Here is a 21,425-nt window from a genome sequence, read left to right on the forward strand (position 1 = left end):
AAGTTTGCCTTCAAACGGCAGGAATGTCGTCGAGGTATTTTTCGGCGTCCAGTGCCGCCATGCAACCGGCCCCGGCAGACGTAACGGCCTGGCGATAAACGTGGTCGGCCACGTCGCCGGCGGCAAACACGCCTGCAATCGCCGTAGCGGTGGCATCGCCTTCGCTGCCACCCTTGACCAGCAGATACCCGTCGCGCATTTCCAGTTGGCCCGTGAACAGGTCGGTGTTGGGTTTATGGCCGATGGCGATAAACACCCCGGCCAACGGCAGCTCCCTGGTTTCGCCGGTGTGGCTGTCGCGCAGGCGGGCGCCGGTCACGCCGCTGGCATCGCCGAGCACTTCGTCCAGATTCTGGTTCCAGTGCAGGCGGACATTGCCGCTGGCGGCTTTTTCGAAGAGTTTGTCCTGGAGGATTTTCTCCGAGCGCAGCTTGTCGCGCCGATGGATCAGGTGCACTTCCTTGGCGATGTTGGACAGGTACAAGGCTTCCTCGACTGCCGTGTTACCGCCGCCGACCACCGCGACCACCTGGTTGCGATAGAAGAACCCGTCACAGGTCGCGCACGCTGAAACCCCTTTGCCCGCGAAGGCTTCTTCCGATGGCAGGCCCAGGTATTGTGCGGAAGCGCCGGTGGCAATGATCAGTGCGTCACAGGTATAAGTTGCGCCATCGCCAATCAGTTCAAACGGCCGTTGTTGCAACTTGGCCGTATGGATGTGGTCGTAAACGATCTCGGTGGCAAAGCGTTCGGCGTGTTTTTGCATGCGCTCCATCAGCACCGGTCCGGTCAGGCCTTCGACGTCGCCTGGCCAGTTATCGACTTCGACGGTGGTGGTGAGCTGGCCACCTGCCTGTATGCCGGTAATGACGACGGGCTTGAGGTTGGCACGGGCGGCATAAACGGCTGCGCTGTAACCGGCAGGGCCGGAGCCCAGGATAATCAGGCGGGAATGCTTCGCTTCGCTCATAAAAACACCTCATAAGCCTTTGTCACAAAAGAGAATGCATGCTCAAATTGAACAGCATGTCATGTGCTGTTGACTATGCTACACCCAAGGGTCTCAAGCATGGCGTCGTGCGCACAAACCCGTACAATGCCCTGCGTGTTACATATATTCAGTGCGCGCCGTGTTTATAAAAACCGAAGCGCAGTGTTAAAAGTAGTCCCGGTTACACGTGTTAACTTTTTTACCTGCCTGGATTGGGCGGTTTTTGGCAGTTTTTATAGACATTCACCAGATGGACGCGCCCATGGCGCAGGAAAAGAAGCGTTTTGAAGAAATCCACCGCAGCACCTAAACCAGCCGTCGTTCCGCTCTGGCGCCAGCACTTGCACTACCGACTCAAGGAAGGTGCGCTGATCGCCATCGGTGCCTTGTGCCTGTTCCTGATGATGGCCTTGTTGACCTATGGCAAGGACGATCCGGGCTGGAGTCATAACAGCAAGATCGACGACGTGCAGAACTTTGGCGGGCCTGCGGGCTCCTACAGCGCCGATATCCTGTTCATGGTGCTGGGTTATTTCGCCTACATCTTCCCGTTGTTGCTGGCGATCAAGGCGTACCAGATCTTCCGCCAGCGTCACGAGCCGTGGCAGTGGAGCGGCTGGCTGTTCTCCTGGCGCCTGATCGGCCTGGTGTTCCTGGTGTTGTCGGGTGCGGCCCTGGCCCATATCCATTTCCATGCCGCGACCGGTCTGCCGGCCGGGGCGGGCGGTGCGCTGGGCGAAAGCCTCGGCGAACTGGCCAGGAACGCCCTGAATATCCAGGGCAGCACGCTGTTGTTCATTGCGTTGTTCCTGTTCGGCCTGACCGTGTTTACCGACCTGTCGTGGTTCAAGGTGATGGACATCACCGGCAAGATCACCCTCGACCTGTTTGAACTGTTTCAGGGCGCGGCCAATCGCTGGTGGGCGGCCCGTACCGAGCGTAAACAGCTGGTTGCCCAGTTGCGTGAAGTCGACAACCGTATGGATGAAGTGGTCGCGCCGACCGTCACCGACAAGCGCGAGCAGGCCAAGGTCAAGGAACGGCTGATCGAGCGTGAGCAAGCCCTGAGCAAACACATGTCCGAGCGAGAGAAGCAGGTGCCGCCGGTGATTGCACCCGCGCCGCCAAAACCTGCCGCACCGAGCAAGCGCGTCGAAAAAGAGAAGCAGGCGCCACTGTTCGTCGACAGCGCCGTGGAAGGCACCTTGCCGCCGATTTCGATTCTCGATCCGGCGGAAAAGAAACAGCTCAACTACTCGCCTGAATCCCTGGCTGCGGTTGGCCACTTGCTGGAAATCAAGCTCAAGGAATTCGGCGTTGAAGTCGCGGTTGATTCGATTCACCCGGGTCCGGTGATTACCCGTTACGAAATCCAGCCGGCGGCCGGCGTCAAGGTCAGCCGTATTTCCAACCTGGCCAAAGACCTTGCGCGCTCCCTGGCCGTGACCAGCGTGCGCGTGGTGGAAGTGATTCCGGGCAAGACCACGGTCGGTATCGAGATCCCCAACGAAGACCGGCAGATCGTGCGTTTCTCCGAAGTGTTGTCCACCCCCGAGTACGACAACTTCAAATCCCCGGTCACCCTGGCCCTGGGCCACGACATCGGCGGCAAGCCGGTCATCACTGACCTGGCGAAAATGCCCCACCTGCTGGTGGCCGGTACTACCGGTTCCGGTAAGTCGGTGGGCGTGAACGCGATGATCCTGTCGATCCTGTTCAAGTCCGGCCCGGAAGACGCCAAGCTGATCATGATCGACCCGAAAATGCTGGAGCTGTCGATCTACGAAGGCATTCCGCACCTGCTGTGCCCGGTGGTCACCGACATGAAGGACGCCGCCAACGCCCTGCGCTGGAGCGTTGCCGAGATGGAGCGACGCTACAAGCTGATGGCCAAGATGGGCGTGCGAAACCTCTCGGGCTTCAACGCCAAGGTCAAGGAAGCCCAGGACGCCGGCACGCCGTTGAGCGATCCGCTGTACAAGCGCGAAAGCATCCACGACGAAGCGCCACTGCTGCAAAAGCTGCCAACCATCGTCGTGGTCGTGGACGAATTCGCCGACATGATGATGATCGTCGGCAAGAAGGTTGAAGAACTGATCGCGCGTATCGCCCAGAAGGCGCGTGCGGCCGGTATCCACTTGATCCTTGCGACCCAGCGTCCGTCTGTGGACGTGATCACCGGTCTGATCAAGGCCAACATTCCGACCCGCATGGCGTTCCAGGTATCGAGCAAGATCGACTCGCGGACCATCATCGACCAGGGCGGTGCCGAACAACTGCTGGGCCACGGTGACATGCTCTACATGCCGCCGGGCACCAGCCTGCCGATTCGTGTTCACGGTGCTTTCGTGTCCGACGACGAGGTTCACCGCGTGGTGGAAGCCTGGAAACTGCGGGGCGCGCCGGAATACAACGACGACATTCTCAATGGCGTCGAAGAGGCTGGCAGCGGTTTCGAAGGCAGCAGCGGTGGTGGTGACGGTGATGATCCCGAGGCCGACGCGCTGTACGACGAAGCGGTGCAGTTCGTCCTGGAAAGCCGTCGCGCCTCCATTTCCGCGGTTCAGCGCAAGCTGAAGATCGGCTACAACCGCGCCGCGCGCATGATCGAAGCCATGGAAATGGCCGGGGTCGTGACGTCCATGAACACCAACGGTTCGCGTGAAGTCCTGGCCCCTGGCCCGGTGCGTGACTGACCCGAGTATGAAAGGGGTGGTGCCTTTGGCGCCGCCCGCACTCCCACGAATGTTATGAGGACTCCCATGCGTCTGATCCGCATGCTGTTGCTGCCGGTACTGGCCTTGACTACGCTCCAGGCTCACGCCGATGACAAGGACGTGGCGCGCCTGACCCAATTGCTGGAAAAATCCCAGACCCTGACCGCGCGTTTCTCGCAACTGACCCTGGATGGTAGTGGCACCCAGTTGCAGGAAACCGCCGGCGACATGTCCTTGCAGCGTCCGGGCCTGTTCTACTGGCACACGGATGCACCAGCCGAGCAGACCATGGTTTCCGATGGCAAGAAGGTCACCCTGTGGGACCCTGACCTGGAACAGGCCACCATCAAGAACCTCGACCAGCGCCTGACCCAGACCCCGGCCTTGCTGCTGTCCGGTGATGTGTCCAAGATCAGCCAGAGCTTCGACATCAGTGCCAAGGAAGCCGGCGGCGTGATCGACTTCACCCTGAAGCCGAAGACCAAGGACACCCTGTTCGATAGCCTGCGGTTGTCGTTCCGCAATGGTCTGGTCAATGACATGCAACTGATCGACAGCGTCGGCCAGCGCACTAATATCCTGTTCACCGGGGTGAAGGCCAACGAGCCGATCCCGGCGTCCAAGTTCAAGTTCGACATCCCGAAAGGGGCGGACGTGATCCAGGAATAAAACGCAAAACCTGTGGGGGCGGGCTTTTGTGGCGAGGGGGCTTGCCCCCGTTGGGTCGCGAAGCGACCCCAAAACCTGCTATTGCGTTGTATCAGGCATACCGAATGCAGAATTTTTACGACTGCTTCGCAGCCGAACGGGGGCAAGCCCCCTCGCCACAGGGTCTTTGCCAGGCTTTGAGATTTAGTTAGTCACCCGAGGTTTTAAACGTACGCCATGGACCTGTTTCGCAGCACCCCGATCGCCCAGCCCCTGGCCGCCCGCCTGCGTGCGGCCAATCTGGACGAGTACGTCGGTCAGGAGCACGTGCTCGCTCGCGGCAAGCCCTTGCGTGAAGCGCTGGAGCAGGGTGCCCTGCATTCGATGATTTTCTGGGGACCGCCGGGTGTGGGCAAAACCACCCTGGCGCGATTGCTCGCGGAAGTCTCGGATGCACACTTCGAAACGGTCTCGGCGGTGCTGGCCGGGGTCAAGGAGATCCGCCAGTCGGTGGAAATCGCCAAGCAGCAGGCCGCGCAGTACGGCCGCCGCACCATCCTGTTCGTCGACGAAGTGCATCGCTTCAACAAGTCGCAGCAGGATGCGTTCCTGCCCTATGTCGAAGACGGCACGCTGATTTTCATCGGCGCCACCACGGAAAACCCTTCGTTCGAACTCAACAACGCGTTGCTGTCACGGGCGCGGGTCTATGTGCTCAAAAGCCTCGACGAAGCGGCCCTGCGCAAACTGGTGCAGCGCGCGTTGACTGAAGAACGTGGCCTGGGCAAGCGCAACCTGACCCTCAGCGATGAAGGTTTCCAGATGCTGCTGTCGGCCGCCGATGGTGACGGCCGGCGCTTGCTCAACCTGCTGGAAAACGCTTCGGACCTGGCGGAAGACAACAGCGAGATCGGCACCGAACTCCTGCAAAGCCTGCTCGGCGATACCCGGCGGCGCTTCGACAAGGGCGGCGAGGCGTTCTACGACCAGATATCCGCGCTGCACAAATCGGTGCGCGGCTCCAACCCCGACGGCGCGTTGTACTGGTTCGCGCGCATGATCGACGGCGGCTGTGACCCGCTGTACCTGGCCCGCCGCGTGGTGCGCATGGCCAGCGAAGACATCGGCAACGCCGACCCGCGCGCCCTGAGCCTGTGCCTGGCAGCCTGGGAAGTCCAGGAGCGCCTCGGCAGCCCCGAGGGTGAACTGGCGGTGGCCCAGGCCATCACCTATCTGGCCTGCGCGCCAAAGAGCAACGCGGTGTACATGGGCTTCAAGACGGCATTGCGCGCCGCCGCCGAGCACGGCTCGCTGGAAGTGCCGCTGCACCTGCGCAATGCGCCGACCAAGCTGATGAAACAGTTGGGCTACGGCGATGAATACCGTTATGCCCACGATGAGCCGGACGCCTATGCCGCTGGCGAAGACTATTTCCCGGAAGAACTCGACCCGATTCCGTTCTATCAGCCCGTACCCCGTGGCCTGGAGTTGAAGATCGGCGAAAAACTCAACCACCTGGCGAAACTCGACCGTTTAAGCCCAAGGCAGCGGAGAAAATAGTGCTTCCCTTGATCGTTGCGGTTTCCGTCGGCGGGATCGCCGGTACGCTGTTGCGCTTCGCCACGGGCAACTGGATCAACGCGAATTGGCCGCGGCACTTCTATACCGCGACGCTGGCCGTTAATATCGTGGGCTGTTTGCTGATCGGTGTTCTATACGGTCTGTTTTTGATACGCCCGGAGGTGCCTGTTGAGATTCGCGCCGGGTTGATCGTTGGCTTCCTCGGGGGGCTGACGACTTTTTCATCCTTTTCACTGGATACGGTGCGCCTGCTGGAAAGCGGGCAAGTGCCGCTGGCCCTGGGCTATGCGGCGCTCAGCGTATTCGGCGGGCTGCTTGCCACCTGGGCCGGCCTGTCCTTGACCAAACTTTGATAAACGAGAAACCGACATGCTCGATTCCAAACTGTTACGTAGCAACCTTCAGGACGTAGCGGACCGCCTGGCATCCCGTGGCTATACCCTGGATGTTGCGTGCATCGAAGCGCTGGAAGAACAGCGCAAGACCGTCCAGACCCGCACCGAAGCACTGCAGGCTGAACGTAACGCGCGCTCCAAATCCATCGGTCAGGCCAAGCAGCGTGGCGAAGACATCGCGCCGTTGATGGCGGACGTCGAGCGCATGGCGGGTGAATTGAGCGCCGGTAAAGTCGAACTGGACGCGATCCAGACTGAACTGGACTCGATCGTGCTGGGTATTCCCAACCTGCCGCACGAATCCGTGCCGGTTGGCGAAGACGAAGACGGCAACGTCGAAGTGCGTCGCTGGGGCACCCCGACGGCCTTCGACTTCCAGGTTCAGGACCACGTAGCCCTGGGCGAGAAGTTCGGCTGGCTGGACTTCGAAACCGCCGCCAAGCTGTCCGGCGCCCGTTTCGCCCTGCTGCGCGGCCCGATCGCCCGTCTGCATCGCGCCCTGGCGCAGTTCATGATCAACCTGCACGTCACCGAGCACGGCTACGAAGAGGCCTACACGCCTTACCTGGTCCAGGCCCCGGCGCTGCAAGGCACCGGTCAACTGCCGAAATTCGAAGAAGACCTGTTCAAGATCGCGCGCGAAGGCGAAGCCGACCTGTACCTGATCCCGACCGCCGAAGTGTCGCTGACCAACATCGTGGCGGGCGAAATCGTCGATTCGAAACTGCTGCCGATCAAGTTCGTCGCCCACACCCCGTGCTTCCGCAGCGAAGCTGGCGCGTCGGGTCGTGACACCCGCGGCATGATCCGCCAGCACCAGTTCGACAAGGTCGAGATGGTGCAGATCGTCGAGCCATCGAAATCGATGGAAGCGCTGGAAGGCCTGACCGCCAACGCCGAGAAAGTCCTGCAACTGCTGGAACTGCCTTACCGTACCCTGGCGCTGTGCACCGGCGACATGGGCTTCAGCGCGGTCAAGACCTACGACCTGGAGGTGTGGATCCCGAGCCAGGACAAGTACCGCGAAATTTCGTCGTGCTCCAACTGCGGCGACTTCCAGGCCCGCCGCATGCAGGCGCGTTTCCGCAACCCGGAAACCGGCAAGCCGGAACTGGTGCACACCCTGAACGGCTCCGGCCTGGCAGTGGGCCGTACCCTGGTGGCGGTGCTCGAGAACTATCAGCAGGCCGACGGCTCGATCCGCGTGCCAGAAGTGCTCAAGCCGTACATGGGTGGCCTTGAGGTCATCGGCTAAATGAACTATCTGCCGCTGTTTCACAACCTTCGCGGCAGTCGTGTGTTGGTCGTCGGCGGGGGGGAAATTGCCTTGCGCAAATCCCGCCTGCTGGCCGATGCCGGTGCGCTGCTGCGGGTGGTTGCACCTGAAATCGAAGCACAACTGCGCGAACTGGTTGCCGGCAGCGGTGGCGAGTGCCTGCTACGGGGCTACGCCGAAGCGGATCTGGACGGTTGCGGGCTGATCATTGCCGCCACCGACGACGAAGCGCTGAATGCACAAGTCTCCGCCGATGCCCATCGGCGTTGCGTGCCGGTCAACGTGGTGGATGCGCCGAAGCTGTGCAGCGTGATCTTCCCGGCCATCGTCGACCGTTCTCCGTTGATCATTGCCGTGTCCAGCGGCGGCGACGCGCCGGTGCTGGCGCGTTTGATCCGCGCCAAGATCGAAACCTGGATTCCGTCCACCTACGGTCACCTGGCAGGTTTGGCTGCGCGTTTTCGTCATCAGGTCAAAGGCCTGTTTCCGGATGTGCAGCAGCGTCGGGCGTTCTGGGAAGATGTTTTCCAGGGACCGATTGCCGACCGGCAACTGGCCGGGCAGGGCGGTGAAGCCGAGCGCCTGTTGCAGGCGAAGATCGATGGCGAAGCGCCAGTGGCGACCGGTGAGGTCTATCTGGTGGGCGCAGGGCCAGGTGACCCCGATCTGCTGACATTCAAGGCATTGCGTTTGATGCAGCAAGCCGACGTAGTGCTGTACGACCGTTTGGTCGCACCGGCGATTCTCGAACTGTGCCGTCGCGACGCCGAACGGGTTTACGTCGGCAAGCGTCGCGCCGATCACGCGGTGCCGCAGGACCAGATCAACCAGCAATTGGTGGACCTGGCCAAACAGGGCAAGCGTGTGGTGCGGTTGAAGGGCGGCGATCCGTTCATCTTCGGTCGTGGGGGTGAAGAGATCGAGGAGCTGGCGGCTCATGGCATCCCGTTCCAGGTGGTGCCGGGGATCACGGCGGCCAGTGGTTGCGCGGCCTATGCCGGGATTCCGCTGACGCATCGCGATTATGCGCAGTCTGTGCGTTTTGTCACCGGGCACCTGAAGGACGGCTCAACCGATTTGCCGTGGGCCGATCTGGTCGCGCCAGCGCAAACCCTGGTGTTCTACATGGGGCTGGTGGGCTTGCCGATCATCTGCGAGCAGTTGATCAAGCATGGTCGCGCTGCCGATACACCGGCAGCGTTGATCCAGCAGGGCACCACGGTCAATCAGCGGGTGTTTACCGGCACCCTGGCGGACCTGCCACGGCTGGTGGCGGAGCACGAAGTGCATGCGCCGACATTGGTGATCGTCGGTGAAGTGGTGCAGCTGCGCGAGAAACTGGCGTGGTTCGAAGGGGCTCAGGGGCAGGTCTAGAGACCGGGTCGCCCCATTCGCGAGCAAGCCCGCTCCCACATCGGATTTGTGAACGACACAAAACCAATGTGGGAGCGGGCTTGCTCGCGAAGAGGCCCTCAAATTCAGCGCAAAACCGAGATCAGGTTCAGGCCTTGCGCCAAACCCCTTTCCCGCTCAACCGCTGCCGGTCATGGGGCGCGCTAAAGTCCTGTGCCGGGCCTTTGGGCACCACACCCGTCGGGTTGATGGTGCGATGGCTGGCGTAGTAGTGGTGCTTGATGTGGGTAAAATCCACCGTCTCGGCAATGCCTGGCCACTGATAGATCTCCCGCAGCCAGTTCGACAGGTTCGGATAATCGGCAATCCGCCGCAGGTTGCACTTGAAGTGCCCGTAGTACACCGCATCGAAGCGAATCAGCGTGGTGAACAGGCGGATGTCCGCTTCGGTCAGGTACTCGCCAGCCAGATAGCGGTTGGCGCCCAGCAGCAGCTCCAGGCGGTCCAGTTCGGCAAACACCTCATCGAAGGCTTCTTCATAAGCCTGTTGCGAGGTGGCAAACCCGGCGCGGTACACGCCGTTGTTCACTGCCGGGTAAATCCGCTCGTTCAGCGCATCGATCTCACCGCGCAACGCTGCCGGATAGAAGTCCAGGTCGTTGCCGGTCAAATCGTCGAAGGCACCATTGAACATGCGGATGATTTCCGAGGATTCATTGTTGACGATGCGCTTTTGCTGTTTGTCCCACAGCACCGGTACGGTGACGCGGCCGGTGTAGTCGGCCGTGTCGGCGGTGTAGCGCTGGTGCATGAAGTCGAAGTGATCGAGCTTGTCGCCGGTCGAGCCCAGGCTCTGGTCGAAGGTCCAGCCGTTTTCCAGCATCAGCCAACTGACCACCGAAACGTCGATCAGGCTCTCGAGGCCTTTGAGTTTGCGCAGGATCAGCGTGCGATGCGCCCAGGGACAGGCCAGCGACACGTACAGGTGATAGCGCCCGGGTTCGGCGGCAAAACCACCGACGCCGGTCGGTCCCGGCTTGCCGTCAGCGGTCAACCAGTTGCGACGTTGCGCCTGTTCACGCTGGAACGCGCCGTCCTTGCTGCTTTCGTACCACTTGTCCTGCCAGCGGCCATCAACTAACAAACCCATGTCCAAGACTCCCGAAACCGATAATCGTTGGAGTTGAGTCTATTCCGATGAGTTCGAACAAAAAGCGCAAAGATCGGGCGTGAATGATCGGTTAAATCGATTTATCCCGGGCGGCCCAGTATTGCTCGGCGGTTTCAAAGGCCTGTTCGCGGCTCTGGCCGAGGCCGCGCAGGGCCAGGGCCATGGTCGAAATCAAGGCCATTTGCGGGTAGCTGTCGACCACGTCGCCACGCCACACCGCTTTCAAATGTTCAGGTTCAAGCGAGGCAGGTTTGACGTGACGCTGCGCCGACAACTGCGGCCATTCTTCGTCCCAACTCTCGCCGCCGGTGGTGCCGTACAGGTGGCTGTCGGCGTCCGGGTTGATCTCGATTTCGCCGCCATCGCCCTTGATCACGATGGCGGTGTCACCCAGCAGTCCGCTGGCATCGCGATGCACGGCCTGATAACCCGGGTGGAAAATACTCTGCAGGCCGCAACGCGCGCCCAGCGGATTGAGAATCCGCGCCAGCGAGTGGATTGGCGAGCGCAGGCCGAGGGTGTTGCGCAGGTCGATCATGCGTTGCAGCTGTGGCGCCCAGTCCACCAGCGGCATGAAGGCCAGGCCACCATTGTCCAGCGCCGCGCCGACCTGTTGCCAGTTGCGGCACAGCGGGATGTTCAATTCGCCCAGCTGTTGCTCGCTGTACAAGCGACCGGCCGTGTGGGCGCCGCCGCCGTGCATGAAAATCCGCACGCCGTTTTGCGCCAGGCACTTGGCCGCCAACAGATACCACGGTAAGTGCCGCTTCTTGCCGGCGTAGGTCGGCCAGTCCAGATCCACCGCCAGCGCCGGAGGATTCAGGCGTTCGCGCAAGGCCTCGGTGAAGCCGGCCATCTCCTCGGCGCTTTCTTCCTTGTGCCGCAACAACATCAGGAACGCGCCGAGCTGGGTTTCCTCGACCTTTTCATCGAGCACCATGCCCATGGCTTCGCGGGCCTCATCGCGGGTCAGGTCGCGGGCGCCGCGTTTGCCTTTGCCAAGGATCCGCACGAATTGGGCGAACGGGTGCTCGGCGGGCGTTTCGAGGGTCAGTGCTGGGTAATCGGTCATAGGCAATTCGTCGGTTTGGGCAGGCCCGCCAGTTTCGCGGCGAGTTTGGCGGGAGTGCCTTTGAACAGTCGGTTCAGGTGCAGGCTGTTGCCTTTTTCCGGGCCGAGTTTCAGGGCGGTGTACTTGATCAGCGGGCGCGTGGCCGGTGACAGCTGGAACTCGGCGTAGAAACTGCGCAGCAGTTCGAGGACTTCCCAATGATCGGGCGTCAACTCGATATCTTCAGCCGCCGCCAGGGCGCTGGCCACATCGGCAGACCAGTCACTCAGCTCGACCAGGAAACCGTCCTTGTCCAGCTCGATGACGCGGGCGCCGACCGTCAATGCATTCATAGCCAGCTGTTGACCTTGTCGTAGTGAATCGACAGTTCGACGAAGGCCGGGTAGTCGATGGCGCGGGCCCAGTCTGGAACCGCAAGCGCACGGGCCTGGGCATCTTCGGCCAGGACGAACAGTTTCAGGCCGCGCGCGCTGAGCGCGGTGAACGGCGCGGTGCCTGGCTGTAGCGCATAGGCAGCATCACCGGACAGCAGCAAGCCATCGTTGGCGCCGATCACGCGCAGGCAACTGGTCAGGCGTTCGTCGCCGAATGGGGAATGAGACAACACATGCAAAGTCGACATCAGAGGGTGATCACCTGGTCGTAACGGTCAATGAGGGCGGTGATTTCGTCGGTGGCCAGCACCTGGGCTTCTTCCAGCGACAGGCCGCTCGGGTCGAGGCCGCGTTGGGTAATACTGTCGCCACAGGCGAACAGCTCCTCGACACCGAACATCGGCAGGGCTTGCAGGTTGGCGCTCAGGTCTTTCTGTTGCAGGGCCTTGGCGTTCTGGCCGGCGGCCAGCTGGAACACGCCGTCATCGAGAAACAACAGGCCAATCGGCAGGTCGAAGGCGCCGCCGGCCAGCACGATATCCAGCGCTTCCCGCGCGCCCGGGCCGGACCATGGCGACTGACGGCTGATGATCAACAAGGATTTGGCCATGTCACACGCCTCCGAAACAGATCAGGCGGTCGGCATCCTGCGCCGCGTCATGCAATTGGCCAAGGCCGGACAGTTCCCACGGCGCACCGACGGCAACAGCCTCGCGCTGATAGCGCTTGGCTTCTTCCTCGTTCAAAACACCACGACGCAGGGCGGCGGCGATGCACACCACGCCATCGAGTTGTTGGTCGCTGACAAAAGTGCGCCATTGTTTGGGCAAGTCCAGTTCATCCTGGGGCGTGACCACACTGGCGGAAGCGTTGTAGACGCCGTCCTGATAGAAAAACAGCCGGACAATCTCATGTCCGCCGGCCAGCGCCGCTTGGGCGAACAGCAAGGCGCGGCGCGAAGAGGGCGCGTGGGCGGCGGAAAACACGGCGATGGCGAATTTCATGACGGACTCGATCAGCAAAACTGCGGCCATGATAATGCTTTATCGGCGGGGCGGCTAAAGTGATGTTGCCTGGTCGGGCCTCATCGCTGGCAAGCCAGCTCCTACAGGGTTTACGTCGATCACAGAACCTGTAGGAGCTGGCTTGCCAGCGATAGCGGCCGAACAGGCGATGTAAGTCTCAACGCGGCATATACCCCAACTGCCAGCGCCGCGGGATCTTCAACGACAACACCCCGAGCGCGGCAGCCAGCAGGCCACTGGCAAACAACGCCTTGAGCCCCAGGTGATGTTCCAGCACGGCACCGAGTACCGCGCCGGCGAACATGCCGGTCCAGGGGATCAGTTGCACGCGCCAGCCGCTGCGGCGCTCGCCGAGCATCCAGCGCCCCAGTCCGCGGCCGAAGCGCGACAGGGCACCGGTGACGTAAGTCAGGCCCACCGGCAGACCGTTCACTTCTTCCACCGCGGCGTTGAGCATGCCCATTGCAATGATCGCCGCCAGCAGGGCGGGCAGCTGCGCGTCAAAAGGCCAGGCCGCGGCGGCACACAGCAGGGCGGCGATGCTCAACAACAAGGGCAGCGCCCGACGTCTGCCTAGCCGGCTGACGATAATGCCCAGCGCGTTGCCGACGATGAAGGTAGCGACGAGGATCACCAGGCGCAGGGTCAAGCCAAGGTCGCCAGTGCTGATGGCGACAGCCATCCGGGTGGTATTGCCGCTCATGAACGAGACGAAGTCGCCGCTGGCCATGAAGCCGATGGCGTCGGTCATGCCGGCGAGTACCGAGAGCATCGCCACCAGGCTCAGGCCAATGCGCCCGCGCCATTTCTGCGTGTGCAAATGACCGGGGCTGGCGTGGGTCCTGTTGGTGTTGGGCAGCATCGGTGACGGTGTCCTTGAGCAGTGCCTAGGGTTTTATCCCATTCAACTCGCAATATTCCAGCCAGCCCATGCCAGCCATTTCCGCCACTTCCCGGTGCACTTCCAGGCGCTGCGCCTCGTAGTCTTCGGCCGTGGCAGCCGTCAGTTGCAGCGTCAGCTCCCAGGCGAACAGCCCGAGGCGCTCTGCTTCGGCTTCGAAGGCCTCATGCAAACGTTCGTCGCGGTACTCCGTCTGGGTTTCACCCTTGGCCTGGGCCAGCAACGGGTTGAGATTGTCGAGGTCGTGGCGCAACTCGGGGCGTTCGTCGAGAAAACGCTTCAGTGCCTGCTCATGTTGCTGTTCGCTTGCCGCCATGGTCACTCCTTGAGTGGGGATTACGAAGACTGCTTCTTGCTGGCCTTGGCCGCTGCTGCCAGGCATTCGAGGGCAAACTGCTCGGTGTAGGTCATCTGGATCGGCGTGGTTTCGCCTTTGACGGTTCTTTCGCCGTCGAGGATGTACTTGATCCGTTTGTCGGTGACGCCGATTCGCTTGGCAATCCAGGACGGCGTCTGACCGATCTGGCTGATCAGCTTGTCGGCATACTCGGTGGTCGGTTTGTAGAACTCGGCGTTGGGTGTCATCAGGTTTCCAGTTATGGGTGCGATGCGCTGCTATTGGCGCGACAGGGTGCGCGAATCGTCGCGCCATGTCGCGGTATAAATGAAGTAAAGCAGAACGATACGGGCTGCCGGGGTGATAAAGTCCGCTTTTTCCCGATGAGTGAATGCAATGCGAATTCTGATGGTGGCGCTGGCCGTGACTTTGCTGGCGGGATGCGCGGGCCCGGCGATGAAAGATGCCCGCACCAAGGCCCCGTACAAGACCCTGAACTCGGAAAAGCCGGCAAAAGATGTCGCCCAGTGCGTGCAGTTTTCCTGGCAGGACGAGGCTGTGTTCGGCGTCGATGCCGCAGCCTATCTGGAGCCTGGCGAGAAGGGCGGCACGACCGTTTATACCCGTTCGGCAGAGTCGTTTGTGGACGTGACCACCGATGCCTCGGGCACAGTGTTGAGCTACTACGCACAAAAGGATGATTTCGTGGCCAAGCGCCGGTTGGCGGCGTTGGCGACTTGCCTGTGACCTGAAGGCTTGCGCAGTACCTTGTGGGAGCGGGCTTGCTCGCGAATACGTAGTGTCAGTCGCTATCAATGTTGGTTGATAGACCGCTTTCGCGAGCAAGCCCGCTCCCACAGTGGTTTAGTGTGCGGGTCAGTAGCTCAGGCGCTTCTGGAAGAAGAAGTGCTTGTGCCCCGGCGGATAGTCGGCAATGTGCCCGATCTCGCTGTAGCCGCATTTCTTGTAGAACTCCGGCGCCTGGAATTCAAAGGTGTCGAGCCACAGCCCGACGCAGCGCCGTTCCCGCGCCAGGTCCTCGGCCATCTGCATCAGTTTCGAACCCATGCCCTGTCCCCGTGCCTGTTCCGGCACCACCAGCAAGTCGATGTACAACCACTGGTAAAACAAGCGGCCGTGCAGGCCGCCGAGGATCTCGTCGTTGTCATCGCGCACCAGCAAGGCGATGTGCTCAGGCACGTTACCTTCGGCCTTCGAGCCGTTGTAGGCGCGCAACGGTTTGAGGATGGCCTGGCGTTGTTCATCCGTGGGGTTTTGCGACAGTTCGATACGCAGGTTCATGGCTATATCCATATGGCATTGAAGCCGCAGCCTAGCTCGGTTGGGACGATTGATCCATCCCCTCATAACGAGTTGAACCGTCGCCAACGCGCAGTTGTCATTGCTTAAGACGCGTCACTCCAGGACGCAGCTGATGAGGACAACGCCCCGTGAATATTTTTGAAGCCTTGCGCGAAAGCCACGAACGCCAACGGACCTATGCCAAAGCCCTGATCCATACCAGCGGCGATACGCCTGAGCGGGTCGAGGCCTACAAGCAACTCAAGTCTGAATTGCAGGCTCACGCCACGGCCGAAGAGCGGCATTTCTACATCCCGCTGATGGAGTTCGACAACGGGGTTGACCTCTGCCGCCATGCCATCTCCGAGCACCACGAAATGGACGAAATGATGGAGGAACTGGACGGCACCGAGATGTCCAGCCCGGCCTGGTTGGCAACCGCGAAAAAACTCTCGGAGACGGTCCATCACCACCTCAAGGAAGAAGAGCAGAAGTTCTTCCAGATGGCCGGCAAACTGCTCGACGACAAACAGAAAGAGACGCTGGCCGGGCAGTATGAGAAGGAGTACAAGGCGCAGCTTGCTTGAGGGGGCCTGTATTCGCCTAACATGTGCACCCTCTGACAAGAAACAGGATGCGTTGTCATGTCGAACACAGCCGAGCGGGTCAACATCGTCGAGTCCCAGGTGTTGTCCCACGACTGGTACCTGCTCAAGAAAATCACCTTCGATTACCAACGCAACAACGGCGAGTGGCAACGCCAGGTCCGCGAGGTCTACGACCGTGGCAATGGCGCGGCGATTCTCCTGTACAACCGCGAAAAGAAAACCGTGGTACTGACCCGGCAATTTCGCCTGCCGGTGTTCGTCAACGGTCACGATGGGCTGTTGATCGAAGTGGCGGCGGGGCTGCTGGAGGGCGCGGCGCCTGAAGACCGCATCCGCGATGAGGCGGAGGAAGAGACCGGTTATCGCGTGCACCATGTGCAAAAGGTGTTCGAGGCGTACATGAGCCCCGGTTCGGTGACGGAAAAGCTGCACTTCTTCATTGCCGAATACGACGCCAGGTCGAAAGTCGGCGAGGGTGGTGGGCTGGAGGCGGAAACCGAGGAGCTTGAAGTGCTGGAGTGGGCGTTCGAGGATGCGCTCCAGGCGTTCTACCGTGGCGAGATCTGCGACGCCAAGACCATCATGCTGTTGCAGTATGCGGCGATGAAAAACCTTTTCGCCCCAACCTGACCCTGTGGTGGAAGGGGCTTTTGTGGCGAGGGGGCTTGTCGGAACGCCGCATCGCCCCGTTCGGCTGCGAAGCAGTCGTAAAAAAACGGAGAACGCGACCTTCCTGGAATTCAGGGGTGTATGGATTTGGGACCGCTGCGCAGTCCAACGGGGGCAAGCCCCCTCGCCACAAAGATGGTGTGTTGTCTTAAAACAAATCACCCATGCGACTGGCGCCCGACCACTCGCAGCCCTCCAGCGTCAACAACAACTCCTTCGCCTCAAGCCCCCCGGCAAACCCGGTGAGCTTGCCCGAAGCACCAATCACCCGGTGACACGGCGCCACGATCGAAATCGGGTTCTTGCCATTTGCCGCGCCCACCGCCCTGACTGCTGCCGGGTTGCCGATCTGTTCGGCGATCTGGCTGTAGCTGCGGGTCTCGCCGAACGGGATGGTCAGCAGCGCCGCCCAGACCTTCTTCTGGAATTCCGTGCCGGAAAAATCCAGTTCCAGTTCGAAGCGATCGCGGTTGCCGGAAAAATATTCGCGCAACTGCACGGCGGTACGCACCAGGATCGGGTTATCCGGCGCTTCGCTCATCGGGCCGAGGCGCACCCGCCCGGGTTTGTCGTTTTCCCAGAGGATGGCTGCCAGTCGTGAACCGTTCGCCACCAGCTTCAGCTGGCCCACGGGTGAAGCCACGGTGGTGCAGGTATAGGTCATGTCAGGGCACACGTGAAATTGCTGAACAGGTGTTAAGGATACTGTCTCGACGGGGAGGCGCAATACGTAATCCCGACCATACTTGGCTACGGCTTTTGAAGCGTTTTCCTACGTAATAACAAGAAGAGACCGACTCATGAAGTACGAACCTTTTGCCAAATCGCTGATTGCGACCTCGTTGGCGCTCAGCTGCCTGACTGCCCACGCCGCCTCCGTGGCCCCGGCTACCGGGGAAAACGGTATGGTGGTCACGGCCCAGCACCTGGCCAGCCATGTGGGCGTGGATGTACTCAAGAACGGCGGCAACGCCGTGGATGCGGCAGTCGCGGTCGGCTATGCGCTGGCGGTTGTATACCCCGCGGCAGGCAACCTCGGCGGCGGCGGTTTCATGACCATTCAGTTGGCGGACGGGCGCAAGACCTTCCTCGACTTCCGCGAAAAGGCGCCGCTGGCCGCCACCGCCAACATGTACCTGGACAAGGAAGGCAACGTCGTTCCCGACTTGAGCACCCGTGGCCACCTGGCCGTGGGCGTGCCGGGCACCGTGTCGGGCATGGAACTGGCGTTGTCCAAGTACGGCACCAAGCCGCGCAAGGAAATCATCGCCCCGGCCATCAAGCTGGCTGAAGACGGTTTTGTCCTGGAACAGGGCGATGTCGATCTGCTGGACTACGCCACCGACGTGTTCAAGAAGGACATCAAGGATTCCGGCTCGATCTTCTTGAGCAACGGCGAGCCGATGCAGGTCGGCCAGAAACTGGTGCAAAAGGACCTGAGCAAGACCTTGCGGGAAATCTCCGAGAAGGGCGCCGACGGTTTCTATAAAGGTTGGGTGGCCGATGCCATCGTCACCTCCAGCCAGGCCAACAAGGGCATCATCACCCAGGCCGACCTCGACAAATACAAGACCCGCGAACTGGCGCCCATCGAGTGCGACTACCGTGGTTATCACGTGGTCTCGGCGCCGCCACCGAGCTCAGGCGGCGTGGTGATCTGCGAGATCATGAACATCCTCGAAGGCTATCCGATGAAGGACCTGGGCTATCACTCGGCCCAGGGCATGCACTATCAGATCGAGGCGATGCGCCACGCCTATGTGGACCGCAACAGCTACCTGGGCGACCCGGATTTCGTGAAGAACCCGATCGCCCACCTGCTGGATAAAAACTACGCGACCAAGTTGCGCGAAGCGATCAATCCACAAAAAGCCGCGGTATCCAGCGAACTCAAGCCCGGTGTAGCGCCCCATGAAGGCAACAACACCACGCATTACTCCATCGTCGACAAGTGGGGCAACGCGGTGTCGGTGACCTACACCCTCAACGACTGGTTCGGTGCCGGCGTGATGGCGAGCAAGACCGGGGTCATCCTCAACGATGAAATGGACGACTTCACCTCGAAAATCGGCGTGCCGAACATGTACGGCCTGGTACAGGGCGAAGCCAACGCCATCGCACCCGGCAAGGCACCGCTGTCGTCCATGAGCCCGACCATCGTCACCAAGGACGGCAAGGTGGTGATGGTGGTCGGTACGCCAGGTGGCAGCCGCATCATCACCGCGACCTTGCTGACCATGCTCAACGTGATCGATTACGGCATGAACATCCAGGAAGCGGTCGACGCGCCGCGTTTCCACCAGCAGTGGCTGCCGGAGGAAACCAACCTGGAAGCCTTCACCACCAGCCCGGATACGGTGAAGATCCTCGAAAGCTGGGGCCACAAGTTCGCCGGTCCCCAGGATGCCAACCATCTGGCGGCGATCCTGGTCGGCGCGCCGTCCCTGGGTGGCAAACCGGTCGGCAAGAACCGTTTCTACGGGGCGAACGACCCGCGGCGCAATACCGGCTTGTCGCTGGGTTATTGAGGGTTGTATCCGGCGGGGGACGGGCTTATGTTCGTCCCCTGACCCCTCGACATTTCAAGGAAGGAAATCATGACCACTGCGTTGTTAATCATCGATGTCCAACAGGCCTTGTGTTCCGGTGAGTACGAGTGTTTCGAGATTGGACGGGTTATCGATACGATCAACGATCTCTCGGCCCGGGCCCGCAAGGCCGAAGTTCCCGTGGTGCTGATCCAGCACGAAGAAACGGGCAGTCCGCTGGCGCATGACACTGCCGGCTGGCAACTGGCCGAAGGGCTGCAAACCTCGGCCACGGATCATCGCGTGCGCAAGACCACCCCGGATTCGTTCTACAAGACCAACCTGCAAAAACTGTTGCCGGAGCAAGACTTCGAGCGCCTGGTCATCTGCGGCCTGCAGACCGATTACTGCGTCAACGCCACCGTGCGCCAGGCCCTGAAACTGGGCTACGACGTGGTGCTGGCGGACGACGCACATTCCACCGTCGACAACGGCAGCCAGACCGCCGAAGACATCATCACCGAGCACAACAAGGATCTGGCGCACCTGACCGGTTCCGTGGCGCGGATCGATGTGATGCCGGCCAAGGACATCCACTTCTGAACCCACCACATTCCCCTGTAGGAGCGAGCTCGCTCGCGAAAAACCTGAGAGCAACGCGTTTTATCCAGAAAACACGTGCCATTGTTCGCGACCATCGCGAGCAAGCTCGCTCCTACAGGTGACCGCAACCGGCACCACGCCGCCCAGCACCAGCCGGGTAATGGTCGCCGCCGCATTGGCGTAGTCCTCATCCTGCGGTGTCTCGCGCCCGGTTATGTGCGCCATCTGCCAGCCCAGATTGGTGTAGGTGCGGGTCGCCGACCAGATGAACAGCATCAGGTGCTGTGGGTCGACCGGTGCGATCAGGCCCCGGTCGATCCAGCCGCTCAGGCATTCGACGTTGCGCCGGGCCTCGGCGTACAGCAGGTCGCGGCATTCCTCGGGCAACTGTTTGCCCCCCAGCAGCAACTCGCCGCTGAACACCTTGGCAATGTGCGGATGCTCCCGGGCGATGCGGATACGGGCGGTGATGTAGGCCTGCAACCCTGCTACCGGGTCGTCGCTCTCGCGCAGCACCGCTGACGCATCCAGCAATGGCTGGACGAAGCCGAGCAGCACCTGGGCGTAGAGGTTTTCCTTGGTCTGGAAGTAGTAATACAGATTGGCTTTCGGCACCCCGGCACGCAATGCGATGTCGCGGGTTTGCGTGCCGTCGAAGCCTTTGGCGGCGAATTCGGCACTGGCGGCTTGCAGGATGAGGTGCAGATTGTGCTGGCGGATACGGCTCATGGGGCTATCTGGGGAAAAATAAGTTTCGCAATATACAAAACTATATAGCGATTGAGCCAGCGTTGAGCACACCTCTTGGCGACTGCTTGACTACGTCGGTCCGAAAATCTCGATCAGTTCGTTCAGGAACGCACTCACCAGATCCTTCTGTCGAGATGAATGCCGCACCGCCGCATGAAAACGAACCTCATAACGCAGCAGATCCGGATTCAGCGGGTGCAATTGCCCCAACTGTTCATGCCGGGTTGCGTAGTGCTGTGGCAGAAACCCCAGGTGCTGGCCCGACAGGATCAGCATGGCGGCGCCGTCCATGCTGTCGGTGAGCACGGTCAGGCGCTCGATCGACGTGGGGGCCGGCATTTCCGGCAGCGGATGGCTCGGCCAGACCCAGTCAAACCCGCTGACATCTTCGCGGGTCAGCGCGCCGACCTGGTCGAACAGCGGATGCGAAGGCGCGCAATAGGCAATCTGGGTTTCCGGGAACAGCGGGAAATAATCGATGTTGGGCAAGCGGTGCCAGAAGTAACCGATGGCCAGGTCGATATGGCCGTTGATGATTTTTTCTTCCAGCAGGGACGACGACAGTTCGGTGAAATGGAAGTACAGCCCCTCGTGCCGCGCCCGTAAACGGGCAATGGCCTGGCCGATTTTCTTGTTCGCCACCGGATCGATTTGCCCCAGCAGGCCGATGTTGATACTGCCCGAGACCTTGCGATTGATGTGCTGCACCTCGACCCGAAAACCCTCGGCCGCCGCCAGTAAGCGTCGGGCCGCGTCGATGAACTGCGTACCTTTGGGCGTCACCGCAAACCCGCCGCGCCCGCGCTCGCACAAGCGGAAACCGACCCGGGCTTCCAGCGTCGCCAATTGCGCGCTGATGGTGGGTTGCGTGGTGTTGAGGGCGGTTTGCGCCGCCGAGATGCCGCCCGCTTCGACGACGGTCAGAAATACCCGGATCAGACGCAGATCCAGCTCCGTTACAGTTCCCAGCATGGGGGCTCCCGATTCTCGCTTACATAGATGCGGATCTATGTGAACAGTGTGCTTGCGATATTTTATTGCCCGGACTCACGCCCTACATTGCCGTGAAACCAGCGTCATCGTCAGATTTTTCTGGAGTTTCACCCGATCTGGACGTCGTAGCG

25 protein-coding genes are annotated in these 21,425 nt (G+C 61.1%); 11 read left to right on the forward strand and 14 right to left on the reverse strand.

The window, feature by feature from the left end; translation table 11 throughout:
• Positions 1 to 10: 10 nt before the first annotated feature.
• Complete coding sequence (trxB, locus tag KGA88_RS14705) at positions 11 to 970, reverse strand: thioredoxin-disulfide reductase (RefSeq protein WP_110662495.1); 960 nt, start codon at positions 968 to 970, stop codon at positions 11 to 13.
• Between the two features lie 305 nt (positions 971 to 1,275).
• Between trxB and KGA88_RS14710 the strand changes: the two genes are divergently transcribed.
• The 6 genes from KGA88_RS14710 to cysG all read left to right on the forward strand — a co-directional run bounded on the left by KGA88_RS14710 (position 1,276) and on the right by cysG (position 8,982).
• Positions 1,276 to 3,687 (forward strand): DNA translocase FtsK, encoded by a 2,412-nt coding sequence (locus KGA88_RS14710; RefSeq protein WP_103395492.1) that lies wholly within the window; start codon positions 1,276 to 1,278, stop codon positions 3,685 to 3,687.
• A gap of 66 nt (positions 3,688 to 3,753) precedes the next feature.
• The gene (gene lolA, locus KGA88_RS14715; protein ID WP_110663261.1) at positions 3,754 to 4,377 is read left to right on the forward strand and encodes an outer membrane lipoprotein chaperone LolA; all 624 of its coding nucleotides are present in this window, start codon (positions 3,754 to 3,756) and stop codon (positions 4,375 to 4,377) included.
• 216 nt (positions 4,378 to 4,593) lie between these two features.
• Positions 4,594 to 5,916 carry a replication-associated recombination protein A gene (locus KGA88_RS14720; RefSeq protein ID WP_110662615.1) on the forward strand — a complete coding sequence of 441 codons (1,323 nt, stop codon included), beginning with the start codon at positions 4,594 to 4,596 and terminating at the stop codon, positions 5,914 to 5,916.
• A complete protein-coding gene (gene crcB, locus KGA88_RS14725) occupies positions 5,916 to 6,290 on the forward strand; it encodes a fluoride efflux transporter CrcB (RefSeq protein WP_223592043.1) in 375 nt (124 codons plus the stop codon). The genes KGA88_RS14720 and crcB overlap by 1 nt, the downstream gene beginning before the upstream one ends.
• A 16-nt stretch (positions 6,291 to 6,306) precedes the next feature.
• Complete coding sequence (gene serS / locus KGA88_RS14730) at positions 6,307 to 7,587, forward strand: serine--tRNA ligase (RefSeq protein WP_223592045.1); 1,281 nt, start codon at positions 6,307 to 6,309, stop codon at positions 7,585 to 7,587.
• A complete protein-coding gene (gene cysG / locus KGA88_RS14735; protein ID WP_223592047.1) occupies positions 7,588 to 8,982 on the forward strand; it encodes a siroheme synthase CysG in 1,395 nt (464 codons plus the stop codon).
• 127 nt (positions 8,983 to 9,109) lie between these two features.
• On the opposite strand, the gene KGA88_RS14740 is transcribed toward cysG, so the two are convergent.
• The 9 genes from KGA88_RS14740 to KGA88_RS14780 all read right to left on the reverse strand — a co-directional run bounded on the left by KGA88_RS14740 (position 9,110) and on the right by KGA88_RS14780 (position 14,089).
• Positions 9,110 to 10,111 (reverse strand): glutathione S-transferase family protein, encoded by a 1,002-nt coding sequence (locus KGA88_RS14740; RefSeq protein ID WP_223592049.1) that lies wholly within the window; start codon positions 10,109 to 10,111, stop codon positions 9,110 to 9,112.
• A 91-nt stretch (positions 10,112 to 10,202) separates the two neighbouring features.
• Complete coding sequence (locus tag KGA88_RS14745; RefSeq protein WP_110658780.1) at positions 10,203 to 11,204, reverse strand: glycosyl transferase family protein; 1,002 nt, start codon at positions 11,202 to 11,204, stop codon at positions 10,203 to 10,205.
• A complete protein-coding gene (locus KGA88_RS14750; protein ID WP_110658782.1) occupies positions 11,201 to 11,536 on the reverse strand; it encodes a TusE/DsrC/DsvC family sulfur relay protein in 336 nt (111 codons plus the stop codon). The genes KGA88_RS14745 and KGA88_RS14750 overlap by 4 nt, the downstream gene beginning before the upstream one ends.
• The gene (tusB, locus tag KGA88_RS14755; protein WP_110658784.1) at positions 11,533 to 11,826 is read right to left on the reverse strand and encodes a sulfurtransferase complex subunit TusB; all 294 of its coding nucleotides are present in this window, start codon (positions 11,824 to 11,826) and stop codon (positions 11,533 to 11,535) included. Before tusB ends, KGA88_RS14750 begins: the two co-directional genes overlap by 4 nt.
• On the reverse strand, positions 11,826 to 12,188 hold the full coding sequence (gene tusC / locus KGA88_RS14760; RefSeq protein WP_223592058.1) for a sulfurtransferase complex subunit TusC: 363 nt from the start codon (positions 12,186 to 12,188) through the stop codon (positions 11,826 to 11,828). The genes tusB and tusC overlap by 1 nt, the downstream gene beginning before the upstream one ends.
• 1 nt (position 12,189) lies before the next feature.
• Complete coding sequence (gene tusD, locus KGA88_RS14765; RefSeq protein WP_223592091.1) at positions 12,190 to 12,582, reverse strand: sulfurtransferase complex subunit TusD; 393 nt, start codon at positions 12,580 to 12,582, stop codon at positions 12,190 to 12,192.
• Between the two features lie 178 nt (positions 12,583 to 12,760).
• Positions 12,761 to 13,465 (reverse strand): YoaK family protein, encoded by a 705-nt coding sequence (locus KGA88_RS14770; RefSeq protein ID WP_223592060.1) that lies wholly within the window; start codon positions 13,463 to 13,465, stop codon positions 12,761 to 12,763.
• A 25-nt stretch (positions 13,466 to 13,490) separates the two neighbouring features.
• Positions 13,491 to 13,820, reverse strand: a complete 330-nt coding sequence (locus KGA88_RS14775; protein ID WP_110658794.1) for a DUF6388 family protein — start codon at positions 13,818 to 13,820, stop codon at positions 13,491 to 13,493.
• Positions 13,821 to 13,840: 20 nt separating this feature from the next.
• Complete coding sequence (locus KGA88_RS14780; RefSeq protein WP_103395504.1) at positions 13,841 to 14,089, reverse strand: hypothetical protein; 249 nt, start codon at positions 14,087 to 14,089, stop codon at positions 13,841 to 13,843.
• A gap of 148 nt (positions 14,090 to 14,237) precedes the next feature.
• Between KGA88_RS14780 and KGA88_RS14785 the strand changes: the two genes are divergently transcribed.
• Positions 14,238 to 14,588 carry a hypothetical protein gene (locus tag KGA88_RS14785; protein WP_223592062.1) on the forward strand — a complete coding sequence of 117 codons (351 nt, stop codon included), beginning with the start codon at positions 14,238 to 14,240 and terminating at the stop codon, positions 14,586 to 14,588.
• Positions 14,589 to 14,717: 129 nt separating this feature from the next.
• Here KGA88_RS14785 and KGA88_RS14790 read toward each other — a convergent pair whose 3' ends face one another.
• Positions 14,718 to 15,143: a GNAT family N-acetyltransferase gene (locus KGA88_RS14790; protein ID WP_110658798.1), complete on the reverse strand. Its 426-nt coding sequence runs from the start codon at positions 15,141 to 15,143 to the stop codon at positions 14,718 to 14,720.
• A 149-nt stretch (positions 15,144 to 15,292) separates the two neighbouring features.
• On the opposite strand from KGA88_RS14790, the gene KGA88_RS14795 reads away from it, so the two are divergent.
• Positions 15,293 to 15,730: a hemerythrin domain-containing protein gene (locus tag KGA88_RS14795; RefSeq protein ID WP_110658800.1), complete on the forward strand. Its 438-nt coding sequence runs from the start codon at positions 15,293 to 15,295 to the stop codon at positions 15,728 to 15,730.
• A 57-nt stretch (positions 15,731 to 15,787) separates the two neighbouring features.
• Entirely contained in the window at positions 15,788 to 16,381 is a 594-nt protein-coding gene (locus tag KGA88_RS14800) for an NUDIX domain-containing protein (RefSeq protein WP_223592064.1), read from the forward strand.
• A 187-nt stretch (positions 16,382 to 16,568) separates the two neighbouring features.
• Here the strand turns inward: KGA88_RS14800 and KGA88_RS14805 are convergent, their stop codons facing one another.
• On the reverse strand, positions 16,569 to 17,084 hold the full coding sequence (locus KGA88_RS14805; RefSeq protein ID WP_110658806.1) for a methylated-DNA--[protein]-cysteine S-methyltransferase: 516 nt from the start codon (positions 17,082 to 17,084) through the stop codon (positions 16,569 to 16,571).
• A 136-nt stretch (positions 17,085 to 17,220) separates the two neighbouring features.
• Between KGA88_RS14805 and ggt the strand changes: the two genes are divergently transcribed.
• Positions 17,221 to 18,948 carry a gamma-glutamyltransferase gene (ggt, locus tag KGA88_RS14810; protein ID WP_110658808.1) on the forward strand — a complete coding sequence of 576 codons (1,728 nt, stop codon included), beginning with the start codon at positions 17,221 to 17,223 and terminating at the stop codon, positions 18,946 to 18,948.
• Between the two features lie 69 nt (positions 18,949 to 19,017).
• On the forward strand, positions 19,018 to 19,551 hold the full coding sequence (locus KGA88_RS14815) for a cysteine hydrolase family protein (protein ID WP_223592067.1): 534 nt from the start codon (positions 19,018 to 19,020) through the stop codon (positions 19,549 to 19,551).
• A gap of 60 nt (positions 19,552 to 19,611) precedes the next feature.
• On the opposite strand, the gene KGA88_RS14820 is transcribed toward KGA88_RS14815, so the two are convergent.
• Both KGA88_RS14820 and KGA88_RS14825 read right to left on the reverse strand, forming a co-directional pair.
• Positions 19,612 to 20,280, reverse strand: a complete 669-nt coding sequence (locus KGA88_RS14820) for a TetR/AcrR family transcriptional regulator (protein ID WP_110658812.1) — start codon at positions 20,278 to 20,280, stop codon at positions 19,612 to 19,614.
• Between the two features lie 90 nt (positions 20,281 to 20,370).
• Positions 20,371 to 21,273, reverse strand: coding sequence for a LysR family transcriptional regulator (locus tag KGA88_RS14825; RefSeq protein ID WP_223592070.1), 903 nt, complete (start codon positions 21,271 to 21,273; stop codon positions 20,371 to 20,373).
• Between the last annotated feature and the right edge of the window lie 152 nt (positions 21,274 to 21,425).

Origin of the sequence: Pseudomonas sp. A-R-19 (genome assembly GCF_019956575.1) — a bacterium.
Classification (GTDB): domain Bacteria; phylum Pseudomonadota; class Gammaproteobacteria; order Pseudomonadales; family Pseudomonadaceae; genus Aquipseudomonas.

Bases quoted from the DNA above. Each gene is read 5' to 3' on its own strand.
- trxB (WP_110662495.1), bottom strand. From the start codon at position 970: ATGAGCGAAGCGAAGCATTCCCGCCTGATTATCCTGGGCTCCGGCCCT.
- lolA (WP_110663261.1), top strand. From the start codon at position 3,754: ATGCGTCTGATCCGCATGCTGTTGCTGCCGGTACTGGCCTTGACTACG.
- KGA88_RS14720 (WP_110662615.1), top strand. From the start codon at position 4,594: ATGGACCTGTTTCGCAGCACCCCGATCGCCCAGCCCCTGGCCGCCCGC.
- serS (WP_223592045.1), top strand. From the start codon at position 6,307: ATGCTCGATTCCAAACTGTTACGTAGCAACCTTCAGGACGTAGCGGAC.
- cysG (WP_223592047.1), top strand. From the start codon at position 7,588: ATGAACTATCTGCCGCTGTTTCACAACCTTCGCGGCAGTCGTGTGTTG.
- KGA88_RS14740 (WP_223592049.1), bottom strand. From the start codon at position 10,111: ATGGGTTTGTTAGTTGATGGCCGCTGGCAGGACAAGTGGTACGAAAGC.
- KGA88_RS14745 (WP_110658780.1), bottom strand. From the start codon at position 11,204: ATGACCGATTACCCAGCACTGACCCTCGAAACGCCCGCCGAGCACCCG.
- KGA88_RS14750 (WP_110658782.1), bottom strand. From the start codon at position 11,536: ATGAATGCATTGACGGTCGGCGCCCGCGTCATCGAGCTGGACAAGGAC.
- tusB (WP_110658784.1), bottom strand. From the start codon at position 11,826: ATGTCGACTTTGCATGTGTTGTCTCATTCCCCATTCGGCGACGAACGC.
- tusC (WP_223592058.1), bottom strand. From the start codon at position 12,188: ATGGCCAAATCCTTGTTGATCATCAGCCGTCAGTCGCCATGGTCCGGC.
- tusD (WP_223592091.1), bottom strand. From the start codon at position 12,582: ATGAAATTCGCCATCGCCGTGTTTTCCGCCGCCCACGCGCCCTCTTCG.
- KGA88_RS14770 (WP_223592060.1), bottom strand. From the start codon at position 13,465: ATGCTGCCCAACACCAACAGGACCCACGCCAGCCCCGGTCATTTGCAC.
- KGA88_RS14775 (WP_110658794.1), bottom strand. From the start codon at position 13,820: ATGGCGGCAAGCGAACAGCAACATGAGCAGGCACTGAAGCGTTTTCTC.
- KGA88_RS14780 (WP_103395504.1), bottom strand. From the start codon at position 14,089: ATGACACCCAACGCCGAGTTCTACAAACCGACCACCGAGTATGCCGAC.
- KGA88_RS14785 (WP_223592062.1), top strand. From the start codon at position 14,238: ATGCGAATTCTGATGGTGGCGCTGGCCGTGACTTTGCTGGCGGGATGC.
- KGA88_RS14790 (WP_110658798.1), bottom strand. From the start codon at position 15,143: ATGAACCTGCGTATCGAACTGTCGCAAAACCCCACGGATGAACAACGC.
- KGA88_RS14800 (WP_223592064.1), top strand. From the start codon at position 15,788: ATGTCGAACACAGCCGAGCGGGTCAACATCGTCGAGTCCCAGGTGTTG.
- KGA88_RS14805 (WP_110658806.1), bottom strand. From the start codon at position 17,084: ATGACCTATACCTGCACCACCGTGGCTTCACCCGTGGGCCAGCTGAAG.
- ggt (WP_110658808.1), top strand. From the start codon at position 17,221: ATGAAGTACGAACCTTTTGCCAAATCGCTGATTGCGACCTCGTTGGCG.
- KGA88_RS14815 (WP_223592067.1), top strand. From the start codon at position 19,018: ATGACCACTGCGTTGTTAATCATCGATGTCCAACAGGCCTTGTGTTCC.
- KGA88_RS14820 (WP_110658812.1), bottom strand. From the start codon at position 20,280: ATGAGCCGTATCCGCCAGCACAATCTGCACCTCATCCTGCAAGCCGCC.
- KGA88_RS14825 (WP_223592070.1), bottom strand. From the start codon at position 21,273: ATGCTGGGAACTGTAACGGAGCTGGATCTGCGTCTGATCCGGGTATTT.